The organism is Cloacibacillus porcorum (assembly GCF_001701045.1).
In the GTDB taxonomy this organism is placed as follows: Bacteria; Synergistota; Synergistia; order Synergistales; family Synergistaceae; genus Cloacibacillus; species Cloacibacillus porcorum.
The window spans coordinates 649,616-671,083 of record NZ_CP016757.1; the positions used below are offsets into that span (position 1 = coordinate 649,616).

General features: G+C 49.0%; 16 protein-coding genes. 14 read left to right on the plus strand and 2 right to left on the minus strand.

Features of this window, described 5'->3' with window-relative positions; genetic code table 11:
- Positions 1-37 precede the first annotated feature (37 nt).
- The 10 genes from iadA (at position 38) to BED41_RS02985 (ending at position 13,171) form a co-directional block, all read left to right on the plus strand.
- Entirely contained in the window at positions 38-1,207 is a 1,170-nt protein-coding gene (iadA, locus tag BED41_RS02940) for a beta-aspartyl-peptidase (RefSeq protein WP_066742907.1), read from the plus strand.
- A 16-nt stretch (positions 1,208-1,223) separates the two neighbouring features.
- Entirely contained in the window at positions 1,224-2,003 is a 780-nt protein-coding gene (locus BED41_RS02945; protein ID WP_066742910.1) for an enoyl-CoA hydratase/isomerase family protein, read from the plus strand.
- Between the two features lie 452 nt (positions 2,004-2,455).
- Positions 2,456-3,439, plus strand: a complete 984-nt coding sequence (locus BED41_RS02950; RefSeq protein WP_066742912.1) for a TRAP transporter substrate-binding protein — start codon at positions 2,456-2,458, stop codon at positions 3,437-3,439.
- 143 nt (positions 3,440-3,582) lie between these two features.
- Positions 3,583-4,068: a TRAP transporter small permease gene (locus tag BED41_RS02955; protein WP_066742915.1), complete on the plus strand. Its 486-nt coding sequence runs from the start codon at positions 3,583-3,585 to the stop codon at positions 4,066-4,068.
- 11 nt (positions 4,069-4,079) lie between these two features.
- A complete protein-coding gene (locus tag BED41_RS02960; protein ID WP_066742918.1) occupies positions 4,080-5,363 on the plus strand; it encodes a TRAP transporter large permease in 1,284 nt (427 codons plus the stop codon).
- 38 nt (positions 5,364-5,401) lie between these two features.
- A complete protein-coding gene (locus BED41_RS02965; protein WP_066742920.1) occupies positions 5,402-6,580 on the plus strand; it encodes an iron-containing alcohol dehydrogenase in 1,179 nt (392 codons plus the stop codon).
- Positions 6,577-7,734 carry a 2-methylaconitate cis-trans isomerase PrpF family protein gene (locus tag BED41_RS02970; protein WP_066742922.1) on the plus strand — a complete coding sequence of 386 codons (1,158 nt, stop codon included), beginning with the start codon at positions 6,577-6,579 and terminating at the stop codon, positions 7,732-7,734. Before BED41_RS02965 ends, BED41_RS02970 begins: the two co-directional genes overlap by 4 nt.
- Before the next feature lie 143 nt (positions 7,735-7,877).
- Entirely contained in the window at positions 7,878-10,709 is a 2,832-nt protein-coding gene (locus BED41_RS02975) for a molybdopterin-dependent oxidoreductase (RefSeq protein WP_157102243.1), read from the plus strand.
- Between the two features lie 51 nt (positions 10,710-10,760).
- Positions 10,761-12,134, plus strand: coding sequence for an MmgE/PrpD family protein (locus tag BED41_RS02980; protein ID WP_066742926.1), 1,374 nt, complete (start codon positions 10,761-10,763; stop codon positions 12,132-12,134).
- A gap of 203 nt (positions 12,135-12,337) precedes the next feature.
- The gene (locus tag BED41_RS02985) at positions 12,338-13,171 is read left to right on the plus strand and encodes an IclR family transcriptional regulator (protein WP_008710326.1); all 834 of its coding nucleotides are present in this window, start codon (positions 12,338-12,340) and stop codon (positions 13,169-13,171) included.
- 299 nt (positions 13,172-13,470) lie between these two features.
- Here BED41_RS02985 and BED41_RS02990 read toward each other — a convergent pair whose 3' ends face one another.
- Positions 13,471-14,733, minus strand: a complete 1,263-nt coding sequence (locus tag BED41_RS02990) for a MerR family transcriptional regulator (RefSeq protein ID WP_066742935.1) — start codon at positions 14,731-14,733, stop codon at positions 13,471-13,473.
- A gap of 323 nt (positions 14,734-15,056) precedes the next feature.
- Between BED41_RS02990 and BED41_RS02995 the strand changes: the two genes are divergently transcribed.
- Both BED41_RS02995 and BED41_RS03000 read left to right on the plus strand, forming a co-directional pair.
- Positions 15,057-16,529, plus strand: a complete 1,473-nt coding sequence (locus BED41_RS02995) for a sodium/proline symporter (RefSeq protein ID WP_066742937.1) — start codon at positions 15,057-15,059, stop codon at positions 16,527-16,529.
- 6 nt (positions 16,530-16,535) lie between these two features.
- The gene (locus BED41_RS03000) at positions 16,536-17,627 is read left to right on the plus strand and encodes a hypothetical protein (protein WP_066742939.1); all 1,092 of its coding nucleotides are present in this window, start codon (positions 16,536-16,538) and stop codon (positions 17,625-17,627) included.
- 58 nt (positions 17,628-17,685) lie between these two features.
- Here the strand turns inward: BED41_RS03000 and BED41_RS03005 are convergent, their stop codons facing one another.
- Positions 17,686-18,651, minus strand: a complete 966-nt coding sequence (locus BED41_RS03005) for a LysR family transcriptional regulator (RefSeq protein ID WP_084002218.1) — start codon at positions 18,649-18,651, stop codon at positions 17,686-17,688.
- 179 nt (positions 18,652-18,830) lie between these two features.
- On the opposite strand from BED41_RS03005, the gene BED41_RS03010 reads away from it, so the two are divergent.
- Both BED41_RS03010 and ilvD read left to right on the plus strand, forming a co-directional pair.
- Positions 18,831-19,724, plus strand: coding sequence for an NAD(P)-dependent oxidoreductase (locus tag BED41_RS03010; RefSeq protein ID WP_066742941.1), 894 nt, complete (start codon positions 18,831-18,833; stop codon positions 19,722-19,724).
- A gap of 20 nt (positions 19,725-19,744) precedes the next feature.
- Positions 19,745-21,394, plus strand: coding sequence for a dihydroxy-acid dehydratase (gene ilvD, locus BED41_RS03015; protein ID WP_066742943.1), 1,650 nt, complete (start codon positions 19,745-19,747; stop codon positions 21,392-21,394).
- Positions 21,395-21,468 lie beyond the last annotated feature (74 nt).

Consider the following 21,468-nt stretch of genomic DNA (forward strand, 5'->3'; position numbering starts at 1 on the left):
ATATAATAAAAACAAAAAAGCAAAAGAGGCATGAAAAATGTTTATACTTATAAAAAACGCAGACATTTATGCTCCTGAACCGCTCGGCATCTCTTCCCTGTTGATATCCCACGACAAAATCGCCTGGCTCGGTAAAAATTTTCCCGCCGAGGCGACCTTGCCAGACTTGGAAATAATCGACGCCGCGGGGAAAATCCTCATCCCCGGCATCGTAGACGGCCATGTGCACGTCATCGGCGGCGGAGGCGAGGGCGGTTTTGCTACGCGTACGTCCGAACTCGTCCTCTCCGATATGGTAAAGGGCGGCGTGACGACGGTCGTCGGTCTGCTTGGCACCGACGACGTGACGCGCAGCACGGGAGCCCTCATCGCAAAGACGAACGCGATACGCGCCGAGGGCATGAGCGCCTGGGCGATGACCGGCTCCTACCAGCTGCCGGTCAAGAGCCTCTGCGGCGGTGTCCGCGACGATATCGCGCTGCTCGAACCGGTCATCGGCGTCGGCGAGGTGGCCCTCTCCGACCACCGCTCATCGCAGCCCACCTTTGAGGAGTTTATGCGGCTTGCGGCGGCGGCGCGCGTCGGCGGGATGCTCTCCGGCAAGGCGGGAGTCGTAAACGTGCACCTCGGGGACGCGCCTTCGGGGCTGGATTACCTCTTCCGCGCCGCCGAGACGGAGATACCGCCGTCGCAGTTCATTCCCACACATATGAACCGCAATCCAGAACTCTTCAAAGAGGCCTGCCGCTACGGCGCGATGGGCGGCTATGTAGACCTCACGACGAGCACGACGCCGCAGTTCCTTGAAGAGGGCGAGGTCGAGTGCGGCCGCGCGCTCGCCGAGCTGCTGGCGGCGGGCGTCCCCGCGGAGCGCATCTCATTCTCATCCGACGGGCAGGGCTCGATGCCCGCCTTCGACGCGGCGGGAAACCTCACCGGGCTCACCATCGGACGCGTCACCTCTATCTTTGAGACCATGCGCAGTACGGTGAAGAACTATGACCTCCCCCTTGAGACCATGGTGCGCGTCGTCTCGACGACTGCCGCCGACCACTGTAAGCTGCCGGGCAAGGGGCATATAAAAGAGGGATATGACGCGGATCTGATCCTGTTGGAGGCCGACGGCCTCGGCCTTAATACGCTCTTCGCGCGCGGCAGAAAGATGATGTCCGGCGGCAGGCCGCTAGTTAAGGGAACCTTTGAATAACAGGAGGTACGAAACAATGAAAGATAATACAGTTATCATAAAGAAAGAGGGACCTGTCGCCTGGGTGACGATGAACAGGCCGGAGTCGCTCAATTCCCTCACCGTGGGGCTGTGCGCCGCGCTCAAGGCGGCGTTTGCGGATTGCGAGGATGACAACGACATCCGCGTCGTTGTGCTCAGCGGCGAGGGAAAGGCCTTCTGCGCCGGCGGCGACCTGCGCACGATATTAGAGCTGTCAGATTATGAGGCGGCGCGCGAATACGTACACGCCGCGGGGGAGATAACGGCGGCGGTCATGCGCTCCCGGAAACCCTTTATTGCGATGGTCGGCGGCGCGGCGGCCGGAGCCGGTTTTAATATCGCGCTTGCCTGTGACTTTGTCTGCGCCTCAAAGAGGGCGAAGTTTACCCAGGCCTTCTCCTCCATCGGACTCATATCCGACTGCGGCGGCAATCTGCTGCTGCCGCGCCTTGTGAGCCCACAGACCGCGAAAATGCTGATGATGCTGCCGGAGACGCTCTCCGCGGAGGAGGCGCAGGCGCTGGGGCTGCTGACGGCGCTTGCCGAAGAGGGAGAGCTGCGCGAAGATACCGCCGCCCTCGCCGTGCGCCTCGCGAAACAGCCGCCGCTGGCGCTCGCGCAGACCAAAAAACTGCTGAACGGCGGTAAAGAGCTGGAAGATATCCTTCGCGCCGAAGAAGACATCCAGGCCGCCCTGATAATCGGCGAAGACTGCAAAGAGGGTGTAAGAGCCTTCTTTGAAAAGAGGCGGCCGGAGTTTAAGGGACGGAGCTAGGTTTGCGGGCGGCTCGGTATGAGATGAAGGCGGTGCTGCTGTTCCGTAGTTTTCTTATGATAAAAATATTAAATCATTCTAATCTTTCATAGGCTGTTTTGCCGATAGGTTCAATAATTAAACTTCTTTAGGCTATTCTGAATTATTACTTTTGTAATATTACAGAATAGCCTTTTCTATATTATACAAAAATAGATAAGACCTTCTGAAGTTATCTTCCATATATAAGAATATTCGAAAATGAATTACTAATGTGCGTTGTGCTACGTTGACAGCCTCGTGTATTGATGCTAGTATTTTTATTATCAAAATACGAAATTTATTCCGTATAGTGAGAAAATAAGGTGGTGATTAGAGGAAAGAGAACGTTAGAGTATTATTTTTATCTTGCAGGATGGGGGAGCGTCGTCAGTATTTTTAATGAGAGCACGTAGATGTTTAGGAGGGTAAAAATGAAAAAAAGTGTTTTTATGTTTTGCTGCGCTTTGTGCATAGCATTTTGGGGAATCACCGCGAACCAGGCCGAGGCGGTGATGAAGCTTCAGCTGGCGCACGAACAGCCGGAAATACATCCTTATCACATCGGCGCGGTGGAATTTGCCAAATTAGTCAAAGAATATTCCAAGGGCGAAATGGAAGTTACAATCTTTTCCAACGGAACGATGGGAAAGGCATCCGCGTTGGCGGAGAGCTGCTCGATGGGCACAATGGATTTCGCGTCCGTGTTTTCGATCATCCTCGAGGCCTATTCGCCGAAGTTCGGCGTTTTGACAATGCCGTATTGTTTCAGGGATTGGGATCATTCAGACAAAGTTCTTGACGGGCCGATCGGCGACGAATTAAAAGCCTCTGTGGAGTCTAAGGGGATAAAGGTGTTGGCGTTTTGGAGGAACGGTCTTGCCGAGGTACATTCAAGAATGCCGATACGCACGCCCGAAGATATCAAGGGGAAAAAACTTAGAATCCAGGAAGGTCCCAGCTATGCGGCTCTGAGCAAAGCGCTTGGCACAGTCACGACGCCGATGTCGTTCGGCGAGGTCTATTCAGCGCTGCAGTTGGGGACGGTAGACGCTCAAACTCAGACGATAAATAATATTTATGCCTCTAAAATGTTTGAAGTGGGCAAGTATTTTACGAAAATCAACATGAACTTCAACACACAGCCTTTCATAATGAGCATGCAGCTATGGAAGTCGCTTACCCCGGAACAGCAGGATATAATCGAGCGCGCGGCGCTTGGCGCGACAAAGGCGGAGAGAGCCTATCACGTGAAAGATACCCAAACATCGTATGATGGCTTCGTCAAAGGCGGCGGCAAGGTGATAGAACTCAATAAGGCTGAGCTCGAAAAATGGAAAGATGTCTGCGCCCCGGTATATAAGGACCCGCAGTTTTCCGCTGTTATGGAGATCTTCAATAGAATACAAAAGCAGTGATAACATCAGTGTTATGGTGTCTGCATGATGTTATATGCAGACACCGCCTTATCATATTACAGTCAATTCAGATCGGACTCTGATCTTACAGCCGAGTAGTTTTGTTAAACGTCAACACAATAACACAAGAGGAGCTGACGTATATGGCTTGGTGTATCCTTGAAAAGTGGTATAAGGTAATAAATTTTCTGACGTGGGTTCTAATGGGCAGTATGTGCCTGCTGATCGGGTTCCAAATAATCAATAGATTTGCGCTCCATCTTCCGGCACCGTGGAGCGAAGAGTTTTGCCGGTACAATTTTGTCTGGCTCACGATGGTGGCAAGTGCTAAGGCGACGCATGACAGGCAGCATCTGGCGGTCGATATAATGCCATATCTTCTTGAGCGCAGGCCTCTGCTGAAAAACGCTGTAAAGCTGTTCGCTCAAATTTTGGCGCTGTTTTTTTTCGCCGTCATCTTTAAGCAGACTGTGTTCTTTTGCCTGAACAGTATCGGCACTTCGTGTCTCACGGTGAGAATGCCCATTTTATATGTCTATATAATCCTTCCCGTTGGTTTTTTGTCGATGTTTCTCTTTGAGCTAAAAAACACGTCCGTGACAATAAAAAATCTTTCCAAGAAATATTGAGGTGATTATAGATGAGTATAGGTGCATTTCTCGTTCTCTGTCTGGTCGTGTTTTTGCTTGTCGGCCTGCCGATAGCTTTTTCATTGGGGCTTACAGCCGTCTCCTATTTCTTCTATACAGACAATCTGCGTTACCTGATAGTTCTTGCGCAGCGGACATTCAACGGCATAAATTCTTTCGAGCTGATAGCGATACCGCTCTTCATATTAGCCGGGGATCTTATGTATGAGGGAAAAATTTCTCAGGCGCTGGTAAATCTTGCGAAGTCGCTGGCCGGCTCGATGCGGGGATCTATGGCGATCATCGCGACGCTCGCCTGTATGTTCTTCGGCGCCGTCTCCGGTTCCGGTCCTGCGACGACCTCCGCCATCTCTTCAGTAATGGCTAAGGGGATGAAAGAGGACGGTTATCCCCCGGTATTCAGCGCCTGCTCGGTCGCCGCTGCTGGTCCCCTCGGTTCGCTGATACCGCCGAGTATCACAATGGTCGTCTATGGAGTTACAACTAATACCTCTGTCGGAGAACTTCTTTTAGCCGGCGTATGGCCGGGCGTTATATTCGGTCTTTGCCTGATGGTATATGAGTTCTATATATGTAAGAAATACAATTATGGAACGGTTATTCCCTTCTCCCTTGAGGCTCTCGCTAAAAATCTTGTCGTTTCGATTCCGGCCCTGGTCACCCCGGTGATCATACTGGGAGGTATATATTCCGGGGTATTTACCCCTACGGAAGCCGGCGGTGCCGCCGTATTTTACGCATTGCTGGTGGGGATGTTATGGAACAAGAGCATTAAGGTCAGGGATCTGCCCAGGATATTGCTTACCAGCGGCGTTGCGGCGGCGACGATAATAATTATAATCGGCAACGTATCATGTCTCAGCTTCGTCCTTACCAGAGAACAGATTCCCGAACGTCTTGCCGCGATGGCGGTGCAGAATCTCAGCGCGCCCTGGCAGTTCCTGCTTGTGGTAAATATTATCTATATCTTTGCGGGTATGATCGAAAACGGATCATCAGCCATCGTTATGCTGGCCCCGATCCTTCACCCGATAGCCTTGAAGTTCGGCATAGACCCCGTATTCTTTGGCGCCATGACGGTAGCCAATCTGGCGATAGGGATGATCACCCCTCCGATGGCGGCGTCGTTATATATAGCCGGGCGTATATTCGAGGTTGAGATCCCTGATGTTATTAAAAACATAATGCCTTTTTTCTACGTCATGCTCGTAGGTTTGTTTATCGTCTGCGCCACAGCGCCGATGGTCACATGGCTCCCAAGCGTGCTTATGTGATGCAGAAGACAGGCTTGTGAGTAAAGGAGATATTTCATATGTTTTATCACCAGAAAAACACCTGCTATGAGACCCATACAAGAATGGTTGTGGGAACGAACTGTATAGAACAGCTTCCCGAGGAGATAAAAGCCTGCGGCGGCGAAAAAATTCTGATCGTTTCCGACCCAAATGTCAGCAAAACGGAGTTTTATGCGAACTGCATCGACTATATTAAAAAGAGCGGATGCCCCTATCTCGTATGGAATGAGGCGGAGGAAGAGGCTCCGCTGCGCAATGTCGACACGGTCTGCGGGATACTGCTGAAAAATGCCTGTAATTTAATGATCGCGGTTGGCGGCGGCAGCGTTATCGACATCTGCAAACTGGCCGGCGTCCTCGCTACAAACGGAGGTAAGGGGCCTGATTGGGCCGGATACGAGAAATACTCGATACCGCCGATGACGCTTTTTACAATACCGACGACGGCGGGAACCTCCGCTGAAGTAACGAATATGGCGGTGGTGCACGACGAAGAAAAGAACGTTAAATTCACCGTAGGACACCGCATATTGGGGGCGGCAAAGGTCACTTTCCTTGATGGAAACAGCATCGAAAGCTGCCCGCGCGGACAGATCGCCTGCTGCGGCATCGATGCGCTGAGCCATAGCTTTGAATCTTACATAGCGCTGAATGCGAATCCGATTACGGAGGCGCTTTCCCTCTCCGGGGTCAGGCTGATAAGCCGCAATCTGCGGGCAGTTTACGGCAACAGCAGCAACCGGCAGGCCGCGCTTGACCTTATAGTGGGCAGCGCTATGGGTGGACTTGCCTTCAATAACACCGGGTGCGGCAATATGCACTGCATTGGAAGACATGTGGGGCCCCAGTTACATATCAACCACGGCCTGTCTATCGCGCTTGTAATGCCGTCTGTGGCCAAATTTAATTTTCCGGCGCAGATGGAGAAATATCGCCGTATTGCGGAGGCCATGGATTTGGACGTGCGCGGCGTACCTCTTGCCGATGTCGGAGAAATTGTTGTCAATGGATTGAAGAAACTTATCAGTGACGTCGGCATCACTGTAAAAATGTCAGATTTCAAGCCCTCAGTGGAAGATTTTGAAAAGATAGCTCAAGACAGCTACACACAATATCAGAAATTCTATCACTACAGAAACCCGGTAAAGATGACGTTCAAAGATTATATGATGATTTTGGAGGACTGCTGCAAATGATAAAACAAAATTCAAGGATACCATGCGTAATTATGAGAGGCGGAACCAGCCGTGCGCTTTTCTTCCATGATAAAGACCTGCCGCGGGATGAGGCGCTGAGGGACAGTGTCATTTTGAGCGCTTTCGGAAGCCCCGATATTCGTCAGATTGACGGCCTTGGCGGTGCGACCACATCCACCAGCAAGGTTGCCATAATCAAAAAGAGCGAAAGAGACGACGCTGACGTCGACTACTTTTTTGGTCAGGTGAGCGTCGATCATCCCGTAGTGGGGAAGACGATGAACTGCGGCAATATTTCTTCCGCGGTGGGCCCCTTTGCCGTTGATGAAGGACTTGTTGAAGCTGTTGAGCCGATTACCAGGGTTAGGATATACAACGTGAACACAAAAAAGATCATAAACGCGCGCGTACCGGTAAAAAACGGACGGGCGCTTACTGAGGGGGACTTCGCTATCGACGGGGTTCCCGGCACCGGAGCAAAGATACAGCTGGAGTTCAACCACCCCCAGGGTGCGGTGTCTGGAGTGGTACTGCCAAGCGGCAGACCGCTGGATACCATTGAAATTGACGGCAAAACATACGAATATTCCTTCGTTGATGCGGCAAATCCGGTCGTTTTTGTTCATGCCTCTCAGTTTGGCCTGAAGGGGACGGAATCGCCTTATGAATTTGAGGCCAGAGCCGACTGCAAAGACATAACACGTCTGCTTGAGACAATACGCGGTACGGCGGCAGTTACGATCGGACTCGCGAAAGATATCGGTGACGCTGCAAAAAATAGTCAAACGCTGCCTAAGATCGGCATATATACCAAACCTGTAGATTACGTTACCCCTGATGGGAAAGAGATAAAAAAAGAGGATATCGATATTATCGGAAGGCTCTTCTCTATGGGGCGTATGATACAGGCCTATATGGGAACGGGCGCGGTATGCACGATGGTGGCCGCCAACATTGAGAATACTCTTGTGAATAAGATTGTGGCTGGCGGCGGCGACGGATGTAAGAAACTGCGGATCGGGCACCCGTTTGGGATTATGGAGGTTGAGGCGGAGCTTGATCATTCCCCGGACGGTATCGATGTCAGCTGTGCCATGATCGGCCGGACGGCAAGAAGGCTGATGGATGGCTTCGTATATGTCAGAGAGGAATAAATTTCACTCTAAAATTAATGCTGATGGTCATGCTTGATGAAATTATACGATAAAAACAGCCACGCTTAAATGTATCCTGTCCCAAATGAAAATTTGGTTATTTCAGGCCTTTTTTATCAACACGGAAGGAGATGTTTGTCACCATGATAAAAAGAAATTTTGTGATCAACGGAACTCTCAAGTTTGTCACGTTTGAGGAAGGAGATACGTTGGCCGACCTTTTACGCAGGCTGGGGCTTCGGAGTGTAAAAATAGGCTGTAATGCTGGACAGTGCGGATCGTGTTCGGTGCTGGTCGACGGCGATGTCGTCCGTTCCTGTATAAAAAAAGCTAAGGATATAAAAGAACATTCGGCCATTGAGACGCTGGAAGGGATGGGGACCGCGAAGGCTTTGCATCCGCTCCAGCAGGCATTTATCACATATGGCGCGGTACAGTGCGGATTCTGCACTCCCGGTTTTTTGATGTCGGCTAAGGCTCTGCTGCAGGCCAATCCAAACCCGACACGCCAGGAGGTGCGCGAATGGTTCAATAAGCACCGTAATATCTGCCGCTGCACTGGTTACAAACCAATCGTCGATTCGGTGATGGCAGCCGCGGCCGTGATGCGCGGGGAAGCGTCAATGGAGGACATTACCTATCATTACGAAGAGGGGGCCGATATCTACGGTACCAGCCACCCCCGTCCCGGGTCTCTGGCTAAGGTCCTTGGCGTATGTGATTACGGCGAAGATTTCGCCGCCCAAATGTCTGACGAAGCGCTGCATTTAGCCGTCGTACAGGCGAAAGTACACCACGCGAATATCCTCGGCATAGAATATAACGAAGCTGAAAATATGCCCGGAGTCGTAAAGGTAATAACCGCGGCCGATGTTAAAGGCTCAAATATTCTGCGTATAATACCCCCTCTCGGAAGTCCGCATTACTACAGCGACGGTCTGGATCATCCCATCATATGCGATAAAAAAATATTCCGTTACGGTGACGTTGTCGCGGTGGTCGCCGCTCATACAAGGAAACAGGCGCGCATGGCGGCGGAAAAGGTAAAAGTTATTTATGAAGAACTGCCCGCCTATCTGACCTTTATGGAGGCGGCGGCAAAGGACGCCATCCGGGTACACGAACAGTCGCCTAACGTTTATATAGAACAGCCGCTGTTTAAGGGCGGCGACACAAGAGAAATATTCAAAACATCCGAATATTCTGCAGAAGGCAGCTTCTCGACCACCCGTCAGCCGCATCTGCCAATAGAACCGGACACCGCCCAGGCATACTGGGGCGAGGACGGAGTGATGATGATCCACTGCAAAAGCCAGAATCTGTACGGCAATATAGCGGCCCTGGCGGATTCTATCGGCCTTTCGAAGGGAAAAATCAGGCTGGTACAGAATACCGTCGGCGGCAGCTTCGGTTATTCGATGTCGGCACAAATGCCAGCTCTGGTTGCCGTCTGTGCGATGGCGACTGACAAGCCGGTATCGCTCACATTGTCATATCCGGAACATCAGCATTACACCGGCAAACGTTCCGCGTCATACACTAACGCGCGTCTTGCCTGTGATAAAGACGGAAAGATTACAGCCCTGGAATTCCATATGGGCATCGATCACGGAGCGTACAGCGACGCCTCTACCACGCTCACTACGAAGACTATCCGCTTTCTCGGGTATCCGTATAATGTCCCAAATATCAGAGGGCTTTCCCAGATGTGTTTCAGCAACGGCAATTTCGGTATCGCCTTTCGTGCTTTTGGCTCTCCCCAGGCGTATATGGCGAGTGAAAGCCTAATCGACATGCTGGCGGCCGAAGCTGGAATAGACCCGTTTGAATTCAGGTACATCAACGCGGCGCGTGAAGGAGACCTTTCCCCAAATTCCATGTCATATAGGAATTATCCCATGAGGGAGATGCTGGACCTGATGCGCCCATATTATAAGCAGTGGAAAGAAGAGGCAAAACGCAAAAACACGGCCGATAAAAAATACGGAGTTGGCGTAAGTTTTGGCGGCTATCACGTCGGCAAGTCGCACGACAGCGCGGAGGTCGCCCTAGAACTGAACGAGGATGGGAGCGTTTCGCACTACAACACTTGGGAGGAGATGGGACAGGGGGCTGACATCGGTACGCTTGCCCACACCTATCGCTGTCTTCGGGAACTCAACCTGCGTCCTGAGCAGATACATCTTGTGCAGAACGATACGGGAACATGCCCGAACACGGGGTCGGCCTCCTCAAGCCGTTCTCATCATATGGCCGGCTGGGCTACAAAAATTGCCGCCGACAAACTGCTTGACGCGATGCGTAAGCCGGACGGCTCGTTTCGCAGTTATTCCGAAATGATACGGGAGGGAATCCCGACAAAATACTTTGGAAAATATGAATCGCCCTCTGACGTCGGACATATAGATAAAAATACCGGACATGGTTTTGACAGTGTCGGACAGAATTTTATTCTGAATCTGGCCGAAGTAGAGGTGGATGTGAAAACCGGCAAAGCGAAAGTTTTGCGCTATCGAATCGTCTCAGATATAGGTATCGTGGGCAACAGGCTGGCGGTAACGGGACAGGCCCTCGGCGGGATGTCGCATTGTGTCGGTTTCGCTCTTACGGAAAATTATGAAGATATGAAGAGACACGGAACGATGGCAGGGGCCGGTATTCCGTCAATAAACGATATCCCTGACGATGCGGAGGTAGTCTTCAACGAAACGCCGCGGGAATACGGACCTCAAAATTCCACCGGATGTTCTGAATCGTATCAATCATGCGGACATGTAGCGGTGCTCAATGCGATATATGATGCGACAGGCGTAAGGATTTACACTTTACCGGCTGCTCCGGAAAAAATTAAAGAGGCGATGAACGCATTGAATCGCGGTGAAGCAGTCAGGCAGGAACGCTGGGATCTTGGCTGCGATATGTTTGAGCGTCTGAATCATTTCGAAGCGAAGGCGACGGCGGAAAAATTGAAATAAACGCAGCCATAACAGATATTTTATTATGAGCGTGAATAAAGGATGGTCTAAATGGAAGTAATAGCGAAGACCTTAGCTCAGTTTGCCGCTGGGACAAAATATGAAGATCTGCCGGGTGACATCGTCCAATGCGCTAAAGAAAGGATCATAGACATCTTGTCGGCGGCGATGGCAGGCGCATCTCTTTGGGAGTATCGCAACGGGATAATAGATACTTCAAGAAATATGGGAGACAGCGGGTATTCAACCATTATGGGGAGAAAGGAGACCGCCTCTTTTCCGGCGGCGGCGGCCATAAACTGCGCCTATGCCCATTCCATGGAATTAGACGACGGGCACAGGAACGCGGGTGCCCACGCGGGGGCGGTCGTCATTCCGACGGCGCTTTCTTTGGCGGAGAAATTAAATATAGACGGCCGGCATGTCATTCTGGGGGTCGTTATCGGTTACGATGTCGCGTACCGTTTTGCAAGAAGCATGTCTCCGCTATTGATAGAAAACGGCTTTCACCCGTCCGCAGTTTGCGGGACGATGGGCGCCGCGGCCGTCTCCGCTTCGCTTTTACGGCTGAATGCGTGTCAGGCCGCAAAAGCGTTGTCATTATCGGCACTGTTTGCTTCCGGCCTTATGGAGATAACCCATTCGGGGCAGTCTTCTAAGGGGGCGATGGTCGGGCACGCCGCCTTTGCCGGAATCTACTCCGCGATTATGGCAAAGAACGGATTTTCAGCGCCGGAGGCCTCTTTTAGCGGCATGAGCGGGCTATTTAAAGCGATGTCCGACAACAATGTTGACGCAGCAAAAATGCTTGAAGGCCTTGGAGAGAATTATGAAATAAAAGATACATATGTAAAACTTTACCCTACCTGCAGGCATACCCATGCGCCGATCGAAGGTACCGTGGCTTTGTGCTCCGAGCATAATATAATGGCTGAAGAGGTCAAGAGGATCGATATCGGGACCCATCCGGTGGCATTTAACCTGACCGGCGCCGCGGGAGCCCCATGTGATATACAGCAGGCGAGATTCAGCACGCCCTATTGTGTGGCAAGCGCGCTGATTAACGGTACCTTTGGTATAGTCGATTTGAAAGAGGAGAATATTAATGATGGCAGGCGGGCACAATTAAGCTCCCTCATACATGTATATGTCGATAAAGAAGTAGCCTCTGAATTTCCTAAAAAACGGGGAGCGAAAATACGTATAGAGCTAAAGAACGGCACTGCATTTGAAAAGACAATATATAATCTTAAGGGTGCCCCCGAACTTCCGGTAGGGTATATGGATTTATGCGACAAATTTAAAAACATGGCGCAGGTATCGCTCTCAGAAGAGAATATAAGAAAAATATGCGGCAATGTGCAAAACTTTGAAAAATTGGCGGAATTAAGCGCGTTTATGAGGCTGTTGAAGAGTACAAATTAGATATCATTTATGTCATTTAACGGTAAGATGCCCTTATCCAGGCAGGATTTTCCTTTGTTTATATGTAATCACGGAGTTATATTGGCAAAAGGGTTTTTGTGTTGACATCTTTAAAAAATTGCTAATTGAAAGCAGCGGCGGAATGCCATTATAATTTAAAAATGTCGGCAAAACTATATTTTGTACGGAAGGGCTGATAATTCTTGAAAGATAAAGATGATATCATACACAACGAAGAATTGAGAAATAAAAAGTCCGTCATTATGTCCGTATTCAAGGCTTATAAAATACTGGAATTATTTGGAGAAAAAAACAGCCTGAATTTCGCGGAGATAAGCGAACGCCTTGATCTGCCTTCCGCTACGCTGTACCGGTTTTTGTCGACTCTGATCGTTTGCGGCCTGCTGGATATGGACCCGAAATCCAAACTCTATTCCCTTGGCCCCAGCATGATATATTTGGGAAACGCCGCCATCTCGTCCATAGACATAGTCGCTTTGGCGAGACCGTTCATGGAAAAACTAAAGGATGAAACTAACGAAACGATTTCCCTTTTTATCAGAAAGGGATTTAAGAAAATCTGCATCGCCAAAGTCGAGAGCGACCTGTCGATCAGATATTCGGCAAAGATAGGGGAGACGAACTACTTACACGGAGGCGCTTCCGGTAATATCTTGATGGCGGGTATGACAAAAAAAGAGCTTGATATGCTGGAATCGTCGGCGGGCTTTCCTAAATTGACGGAATACACCGTGACGGACAGAAAAAAAATCGAAGAAATCCTGGATAAAACCCGAAAAGACGGATATTGGGTGAGTTATAAGGAGCGCCGCGACGATACGGCGGGTATAGGCGTACCGATTTTTAACCACCTCGGCCAAGTCGTGGCAAGTTTGAATATAACCCTGCCCTCCAGCCGCTTTGACGAAGTGACGGTGGAGAAATGGATACCGCTTTTAAAAAAAGCCGGCGTTGATATCTCCAGGAAAAACGGCTATTACGAAAACTTCGCACAGGAGCCGGGACATATGCGCTGACGAAAAATGGAAAAGAAGATTAAAGGTTTCTAATACGATATTAAAAATACGAGTCTGTGAGAAAAATCTTATTTTCAGCGGATAGCCGAAAATACGGTAATGCACTGCCAGTCTAAACGCCAAGAGGGGCTTATGGCCGGGGTGTTTTGCATACCAACGTCCTGAAAATTCTTCGGTGCATTTTTTGCTTCCTGTGCCGTTGAATCAGAGTGAGCATATTGGCCTCAAGTATATGGCGACTGCCTTCATTGCCATACTGCGGCTGCTTTTCAAATGACAGATGATATATGAAATTGTCTCTATAAAGTTTTTTGTTCTTTTTTTCTAAAACCCTCTGCGAAATATACGTCCATTCCAACCTCTCCTGGAATGTGATAGAGCGAAGCCTTTTCGTCTGTGTTGCTGTCCGTAACATTGCCGATGGATTCTTCGTCAATGATATTGGCCCACGCCGACCTCAGGTATCTTTTGAAATAGGAGATGTCGTAACTGTGCTCCCATGATTCGGGGAACTGCCGGTGCAGCTCCTTTTCCGCAGAGCTGTTCGGCTTAAAGGAGAAAAAACTTCCTATCGCGCGGCTTTCGCTGTGAAAATATCGCGCAAGAGCCTCTGTGGAGTAGCCCTTATGATAAAGGGCATACTCATTTGCCGAATCGAAATCAATATACATGTCCACGCATCCGTCCTTCAACGGCAGCATATCGCTTGCCGCCGCGATATAAAGAACCTTTTGTTCCAGTCCCAGCTTATCAATGAGCCCCTTATAAATCGCGACAATTTCCGGATATTTGTCACTGATGATATAAAGCGCTTTGGATGGCATCTCTTCAAAATTTGCATGGCAGAAGCAGTAGTTGTTCACAAAATCCTCCAGTATCACCTTACCGTCCATATCGCATTGTCCAAGCCTGTCCAGCAGCCAATGGTAGGCTTTCTGCATGTATGAAACCAGCGTGGGGTTCATAAGACGGTAGCAATTGCGTTCAATATCCGGCCAGTCATATTTGCTTATTTCGCCAGAGGGGCCGATCAATATCCCATTCTTTATCACCGCGCTGAAACCGCATTCACAGTTTAGCGTACCGGATAATATCTGGTCTTTTTCAATGCTGCAGTTACTCAGGCTCAGATTCTCTTTGCAAGAAGGGCAGGCGAGATATTGGAGAAATTGCAGCGGCACGCCGTTTTTTCTTTTTGCGTTAAAGGAATGTTTGCCTGATGAACTGCCGATTTCGTCCTGCAGCAAACTGATTATTCCCTGTAGTTCCCGTTTTTCGCGCTGAAGTTTCTTTTTATGATCAACGAGAATATTTATATAGTCACTTAGCTCGTTGGGGCTGTCGAAACCACTGAGCCTGCGAAGCGAAAGCAGCCGATGTATTTCCACAATGGAAAATTTGAAGGATTTGAGCCGTAATAGCAGCTGCATATCGTCAATGTCATTTTCTTTGAAGTCATACCGGTCATTTTTTATCATAGGGCACAGCAGCCCCTTATTGACGTAGTAGCGTATTGTTTCTGGGGACAGGCTGAACTGTTCGCTAAAAGCTCCGATCCTCATATCATCCACCTCTTTTGTTTTCTATAGTGTACTATAGAAAAAGGCTTTTGGAAAAATAAATTTTGACATTTATCTTAAGCTGTTGAAATAGCAGGCATATTTAATAAAAATAATGGCTTGTTGTTGACTGAACTTAATGTCTATTATTGAAATATATAAAACAATATATGTTTTATATGGCGGTAATATTCAAAAAATATTAAAGGAGGGGGAAAAATGATTCCTGCGTGGAAGTGGTTTGTATTCTTTTTACCGATATGGAGCAGTATCGTCATATCTTACCTATTCTATAAGAGGGCCAATTTCTAGGAGGTAGTGAGAATATGTTAGCGAGTATTATCACATTTGTTCTTTATATCGTAGTCCTTATCGCAATAGGCGTGATCACATATCTGCGGGCAAAATCCTATTCGGATTATACGCTTGCAGGACGTTCGAACAACAAGTGGGTGGCGGCGATATCCGCCGAGTCTTCCGACATGAGCGGATGGCTGCTGATGGGGCTTCCCGGCGCCGCCTTTGCCGGTGGTTTTTCTTCAATATGGATAATGATCGGACTGATATTTGGCACGATGATCAACTGGATGTATGTTGCGAACCGTCTGCGCATCGCTACGGAGGTCTATAATGTCTATTCGATCACGGAATATTTTGAGAAGCGCGTAAATGACAAAAGCGGTTCTGTCGCACTTGTGTCGGGGATAGCGATCATCGTTTTTATGATAATCAACGCCTCGGCTGAGATAATCGGAAGCGGCAAGCTGCTTAACGCGACCTTTGGCCTTGACTACAGTACCGGTATCGTTATCGGACTCGTCATTGTTGTCCTTTATACCTTTCTTGGCGGATACATGGCGGTTAGCTGGAGCAACCTTTTTCAGGGCAGCATTATGTTTATCGCGCTGCTATTTGTGCCGCTTGCCGTTCTCGTTGAAATCGGCGGATATCAGCCGGTCGTGGAGAGTCTTTGGAGACAGAATCCGGCATTCTTTCAGTTTTTAAACGGCGAGACTGAATTTTTCCCGGCTCTGTCTATCGCGCTTGGAGGTCTTGGGGTTGGCCTCTGTTACTTCGGTATGGTGCATGTGCTGACCTGCTTTATGTCCATTAAAAACAGCAGTGAGATAAAGGATTCGACCTTTATCGCCACTACGTGGGTAAGTATCTCTACCTTCGGCGCGGTGCTTGTGGGGATGATTGGCGCCTATCTTTTCCCGTCTATCGGCGACCCGGAACAGATATTCTTTGCCATGGGGAAAAATTACTTTCCTTCCTACATGCTTGGTCTGTTCGCGGCCGCGGTAATGGCGGCTATATTATCCTCGGTGAGCGCCTATGTCATCGTCGCCGCAGCAGCTTTCGGGGCCAATATAGTAAAGCATTACGCCGCAGAGATCGACGACTCTAAGATAGTCAATCTGCAGCGGGCCGCGGTGGTAGTGATCTCGCTTCTTGCCTTTTTAATGTCGCTTAAATCTGATCTTGTCTTTGCAGTCGCTCTGCTGGCAGCGGCTGGATTGGGATCATCGTTCGGCCCGTTGGTGCTTTTCTGTCTATACAGCCGCAACGTTAATAAGACCGGCGCTATATCAAGTATCATAGTGGGCCTCGTTACGGTAATATTCTGGTATTACAGCGGGCTCTCCGCCTATATATTCGAGCTCATACCGGGCTTTATCGCGAGCTCGCTCGCCCTTATCATTGGTACTAAAATCGGAGGTGGGGCTGACGCGGAGACGGTTGCCCAGTATGACGCGTATCTTGATAGATTAAATAAAAATAAGAGGCAGGGATAACGGCGTATGACAAAACTTTTTATGCCTACCGACCGCATCGGTTTGGAATCGTATCAAAAGAGCATTGCGAATAATTTCAGCACCGTCAATGAACTACTGAAGAAGGGATTGGCTCCGCAATGGCATGTAAACGGAGTCAGGTTTGAAAGTACGCCGGCCTGGCCGGAAGGACACTGTTACCAGTGTGGCTTTTCAGTGGACGACAGTTATGCGGCACGGTCTGTCTTTGATGAAAAGGGTATCATTTATGAAGAGGTGGAGATGGTACCATCTAAGGGCCGGATAATTAAGAAACTTAAAGCCGCGGTGTATAACGGCCGCGGAGCAGGCGAAGATTTCTCCGCGCCGCTGCTTGAGGTGCTGGAATGGGGAGGGTTTAATTACGATTTTGTCGGCGATGCCGATATTCGGGGCGGGAAACTGAATGATTTTGACGTCATGATAGTTCCCGGCAGTCCTGACGCTGGTGAATGTTATTACGCAGGGTTGGGTGATAGGGGGTACGACGCGATTCGTTCATTTATCGCCGACAGAGGACACTACCTTGGGGTATGCGGCGGCGCATATCTGCCGCTCACATCTTACAATACGGAGAACCGTTATTGGCTCAACATTGTGGCGGCGACTGAAACGGAGGACCTGGATTACTGGAGAAGCGGAAGCGGTTTTGTACGCTGCCGTATCGAAGATAATAAGCATCACCTCTTTGCGGGGATCGCGCTGGGTGTTTCAAGCACGATGAACCTGGTCTACTGGGAGGGACCCTCTATAACGATAAAGGGCGGCAACGTTAAATCACTTGCGCGTTTTGAGAGCCTCCTTGCCAGCGGACGCGATCCGATAAAGCCATATTGGGATATGTATGACAATAAAATGGCGGAAGACGCGGTGCGCGGATGGTACAATCCGCTTACGCCTGAGATATTCGCCAGCCTTCTCCATGGGAAGACGGCTTTTGCCGAGGCGGAATCCCACGGCCACAAGCTGCTGCTGTTCTCCCCGCATCCTGAAATGGGTAATATCGGTTATGGCCCCAGGAAGGACAGCCTGAATTTTCTGCTGATATACAACGGGCTGACATATTTGGCCTGCCAATAATTATCTGGGAAATGTGTGGCTCCGTGATTCGTCATGATTGCGGAGTCACACGCACAGTTTATATATTTTGTTTCAGCCATTCGGTCTCGGATTTGATCTCGCTTTCAATGGAATAGATAAAATCCTGGATATATTGAGGCATATAGCTGTTTTTCAGGGTTATGCAATCGATTCTCAGTGATTCATTAAGATTCTTAATAGGGAATATATTTATATGGTCGTCCTCTCCCGCTCTATCATTAAATTTTAATACAGTCCGGCATATTAAGGCGGGGATGAAAGCCGCCACCTGATGGGAGGCGCACAACTGCAGCTGTGTCCCGTAGTCGCTGATTGAAAATACGGTCTGCAAGTTTATGTTATAGCGGTTTATATGCCTGTCGATCAGACTGTTGATTGTGCTTGTGGGGTAGTTGCGTACAAATGGTATTTTTTCAAATAGGGATAAATTGACTCCGTAAGGAAAGATTTTTTTATATTCTGCGTATCTCTCTCTGAACGATTGCTTTAATAGGTTATTGGAAACAATAACATAGACCGGATCGTCCGCAAGAGGGGTGATTTTAAAAAGTGGATTGCTTGCGACATCCACGCCGATAACAATATCTAATTTACCGTTTATGAGCATCTCAGTCATCACAGAGGTGTCGTCGGAGAATACCGAAATTGTGACGCGGGGGTATTTTTCGTGATACTTTTTAAATAATATGGGCATAATTACGCGAGCCCGTGAAGCGTTGGAACCTATTTTGATCTCTCCCATCGCCCCTCGCGCAATTTCTTTTAGGTTCAGTTCAAGGCTGTTTTTCATATTTTGGATTTGCAGCATAGCTTGGTACATGGATTTACCGGCTGGTGTCAGTACTAATTTAGGGCGGCGTTCAAAAAACGATACGCCGTATTCCCGTTCCAATTTTTTTATGTGTTCGCTTATACACTGTTGGGTTAGAAAAGTTTTTTTTGCCGCTTTGGTAAAGCTCATTTCTTCTACGACGAGCATAAAGATTTTTTCGCTGCTGTTCAATAAAAACACCTCCCACTATGAATAATATCGATTGAGATACCAATAGGTATGTTTAGATTATAATATAAATTTTGCGTTCCACAAATAAATATTTGTGAAAAAACAAAATACTACTTGTTTGATTTTGTGATATATAAAACCTAAACTAATCTTAATCTCAGAAAAAGGTGGGAGAAACGATGAAAATAGGTTTTATCGGTCTGGGCAAAATGGGTAGGCATATGGCCGTGAATATGTTCAAACATGATACTGACATAAGGGTTTTTGACGCTAACAGAGAGATCTTAACAGAATTATCAAATCTTGGCATTCCGACCGCGTCGTCACCTGCCGAAATTGGAAAATTGGCGGATGTCGTCTTCTTGAGTCTGCCCAGCGCAGGGGTAGTTGAAAAAGTTCTTTTTGGAGAGGGCGGCGTGATAGGCGACGGCGCGAAGAGAAATATTATCGTCGACCTTGGCACCACGGCGTATATGAAGACCCTTGAATTTGGGAGCCGCCTAGGCTCTTTGGGCTTCAAATTTGCCGACGCTCCTGTTTCCGGTATGGAGAGCAGAGCTGCGTCTGGAGAGCTGACGTTAATGTTTGGCGGCGAACAGAGTGTTTTTGATAAGATAGTTCCCTATTTCAACATGATAAGTAATAAGGTTATCAACTTTGGCGGTTTAGGCTCAGGACAGATGGCGAAACTTATCAACCAGCTGCTATTTGATATTAACACGGCGGCGCTGTCGGAGGTTTTGGCTTTGGCCGCAAAGCTTGGACTTGATCCGCAGAAAACGGTCGAGGTCGTTACCAGCGGTACCGGACGCTCCTGGGCGGCGGAGTTTTTTGCTCCGAGGATACTCTCGGGAGTTTTTAATGAGGGCTACGCAATGGACAATGCGTACAAGGATTTAGTCTCCGCCAGTGAAATTTCAGCGCAGCTGAGAGTTCCGATGCCCATTCTTTCAGCCGCGACGGCGATATATCAAATGTCATTATGTAAAGGTCTGGGCAATGAGGGTAAGGGCGCGATGATCAAGGTCTATGAGGAATTCCTCGGAGCAGAATTCCGGGACAGGGAAGTTTAAAGAGAAGAGGGGCTGTTTTGATGCCTAATAAGAGAGGCCATGCCGAAGATATAACGGAGACATACTATATAGGTTTGATGAGCGCGTTAGGAAATCGCATGAAGGATATAGAGAAGCCGCAAATTGCGATTGTCAATTCTTGGAGTGATGTAAATCCCGGGCATAAACCTCTTGGCGAACTTGCCCGTTACGTGAGAGAGGGAATTTTGTGTGCCGGCGGCAATCCTGGAGAGTTCAATGTACCTGCTCCGTGCGATGGGATCGCTCAGGGAGATGGCCAGCACTACATCCTCCCCCAGCGGGATCTGATCGCCTCTTCTATCGAAGCGATGGTAAAGGCCCATGGTTTTGACGGTATAGTGATGCTCTGTTCTTGTGACAAAATCGTTCCCGGTATGCTGCTGGCCGCGGCGAGGATCGATTTGCCGACAATATTCTTGACCGGAGGCGCGATGCTGCCTTTTGTGGAGAAGGGGCGGACATATGTTACAAGCGACATAAAAGAGATGATAGGGGAGCGGAACAGCGGGAAAATTGACGAAGAGACATTTGAACGCCGCCGCAGCGGTATTTGCGTGTCGTGTGGTACCTGTTCGATGTACGGCACCGCGAATACGATGGGAACTTTTTTGGAGGTCGTTGGAGTAGCTCCCTTTGATTCGTCGGCCATGCTTGCCTGTTCAGCTCAAAAGATGCGCCAGGCAAAAGATGTTGGTGAAAGAATTGTAGATCTGGTTAGAGAAAAGAAAACGTTTAAGTCGTATGTCAATAAAGAGTCCATTGAAAACGGAATTAAATACGTTTCAGCCACCGGCGGGTCAACAAACGCGGTACTGCATATCATGGCTTTGGCAAAAGCGCTTGACGTAGAGATGAATCTGCATGATTTTGATGTCTGCCAGTCTTCTGTTCCGGTGGTGACGAAACTAAAACCGTCCTCTCAATATAATTTGTCGGATTATTACAGCGCAGGCGGAGTCAGGAAGGTACTTGAGATTATCCGTCAGCATATAGACGATACGCGGCCGCTGGTTATGGGAGGTACGGTGCGTGATTCTCTGGACGGCTTTTTTGCTGAAAATTCAGAGGTGATACGCCTGCCTGATAGCAAGTTTTATGAAAACGGCTGTTTTTCCATACTTTATGGAAATCTAGCTCCTAACGGCGCCGTCGTGAAAAAGACAGGCGTGGACCCTTCGATGTACTACCACAAGGGGCCTGCGGTAGTTTTTGACTCTGAGGAAGACGTCAGGAAGTATATGCTGGAGAGCTCAATCGAACCTGGTTCCGTACTGGTAGTGCGGTATGAGGGGCCCAAGGGCGGTCCCGGTATGAGGGAACTTTCAATCCCGGCGGCGATGCTGATCGGAATGGGACTTGAGAAATCCGTGGCGATGATAACAGACGGACGTTTTTCCGGTGCGACACGGGGGCCGTGCGTAGGTTATATCACCCCAGAGGCGTGGGAAGGCGGCCCGATCGCGTTGATTGAAGACGGAGACCTTATTGAGATAGATTTAGAGTCGAAGCGGATCAGTCTGCTTGTCCCGTCTGATGTGCTCGACTCCAGGCGGATGAATTTCAAGAGAAAAGAGAAAAAGGTAAGCGGCGTAATGGAATCATATCGGGACAGGGTCTTAAGTGCGGATAAGGGTGCGCTGTGGCTTTGATTTTTGTATAGCTGAGAGGGGCTGGTCTATTTTTATTGCAGAGGATCAATTATTTCGCGCCGTATCACGTCTAC

What these genes read in the sequence shown, in the direction of transcription:
- iadA (WP_066742907.1), top strand. Translation starts at nt 38, where the DNA reads ATGTTTATACTTATAAAAAACGCAGACATTTATGCTCCTGAACCGCTC.
- BED41_RS02945 (WP_066742910.1), top strand. Translation starts at nt 1,224, where the DNA reads ATGAAAGATAATACAGTTATCATAAAGAAAGAGGGACCTGTCGCCTGG.
- BED41_RS02950 (WP_066742912.1), top strand. Translation starts at nt 2,456, where the DNA reads ATGAAAAAAAGTGTTTTTATGTTTTGCTGCGCTTTGTGCATAGCATTT.
- BED41_RS02955 (WP_066742915.1), top strand. Translation starts at nt 3,583, where the DNA reads ATGGCTTGGTGTATCCTTGAAAAGTGGTATAAGGTAATAAATTTTCTG.
- BED41_RS02960 (WP_066742918.1), top strand. Translation starts at nt 4,080, where the DNA reads ATGAGTATAGGTGCATTTCTCGTTCTCTGTCTGGTCGTGTTTTTGCTT.
- BED41_RS02965 (WP_066742920.1), top strand. Translation starts at nt 5,402, where the DNA reads ATGTTTTATCACCAGAAAAACACCTGCTATGAGACCCATACAAGAATG.
- BED41_RS02970 (WP_066742922.1), top strand. Translation starts at nt 6,577, where the DNA reads ATGATAAAACAAAATTCAAGGATACCATGCGTAATTATGAGAGGCGGA.
- BED41_RS02975 (WP_157102243.1), top strand. Translation starts at nt 7,878, where the DNA reads ATGATAAAAAGAAATTTTGTGATCAACGGAACTCTCAAGTTTGTCACG.
- BED41_RS02980 (WP_066742926.1), top strand. Translation starts at nt 10,761, where the DNA reads ATGGAAGTAATAGCGAAGACCTTAGCTCAGTTTGCCGCTGGGACAAAA.
- BED41_RS02990 (WP_066742935.1), bottom strand. Translation starts at nt 14,733, where the DNA reads ATGAGGATCGGAGCTTTTAGCGAACAGTTCAGCCTGTCCCCAGAAACA.
- BED41_RS02995 (WP_066742937.1), top strand. Translation starts at nt 15,057, where the DNA reads ATGTTAGCGAGTATTATCACATTTGTTCTTTATATCGTAGTCCTTATC.
- BED41_RS03000 (WP_066742939.1), top strand. Translation starts at nt 16,536, where the DNA reads ATGACAAAACTTTTTATGCCTACCGACCGCATCGGTTTGGAATCGTAT.
- BED41_RS03010 (WP_066742941.1), top strand. Translation starts at nt 18,831, where the DNA reads ATGAAAATAGGTTTTATCGGTCTGGGCAAAATGGGTAGGCATATGGCC.
- ilvD (WP_066742943.1), top strand. Translation starts at nt 19,745, where the DNA reads ATGCCTAATAAGAGAGGCCATGCCGAAGATATAACGGAGACATACTAT.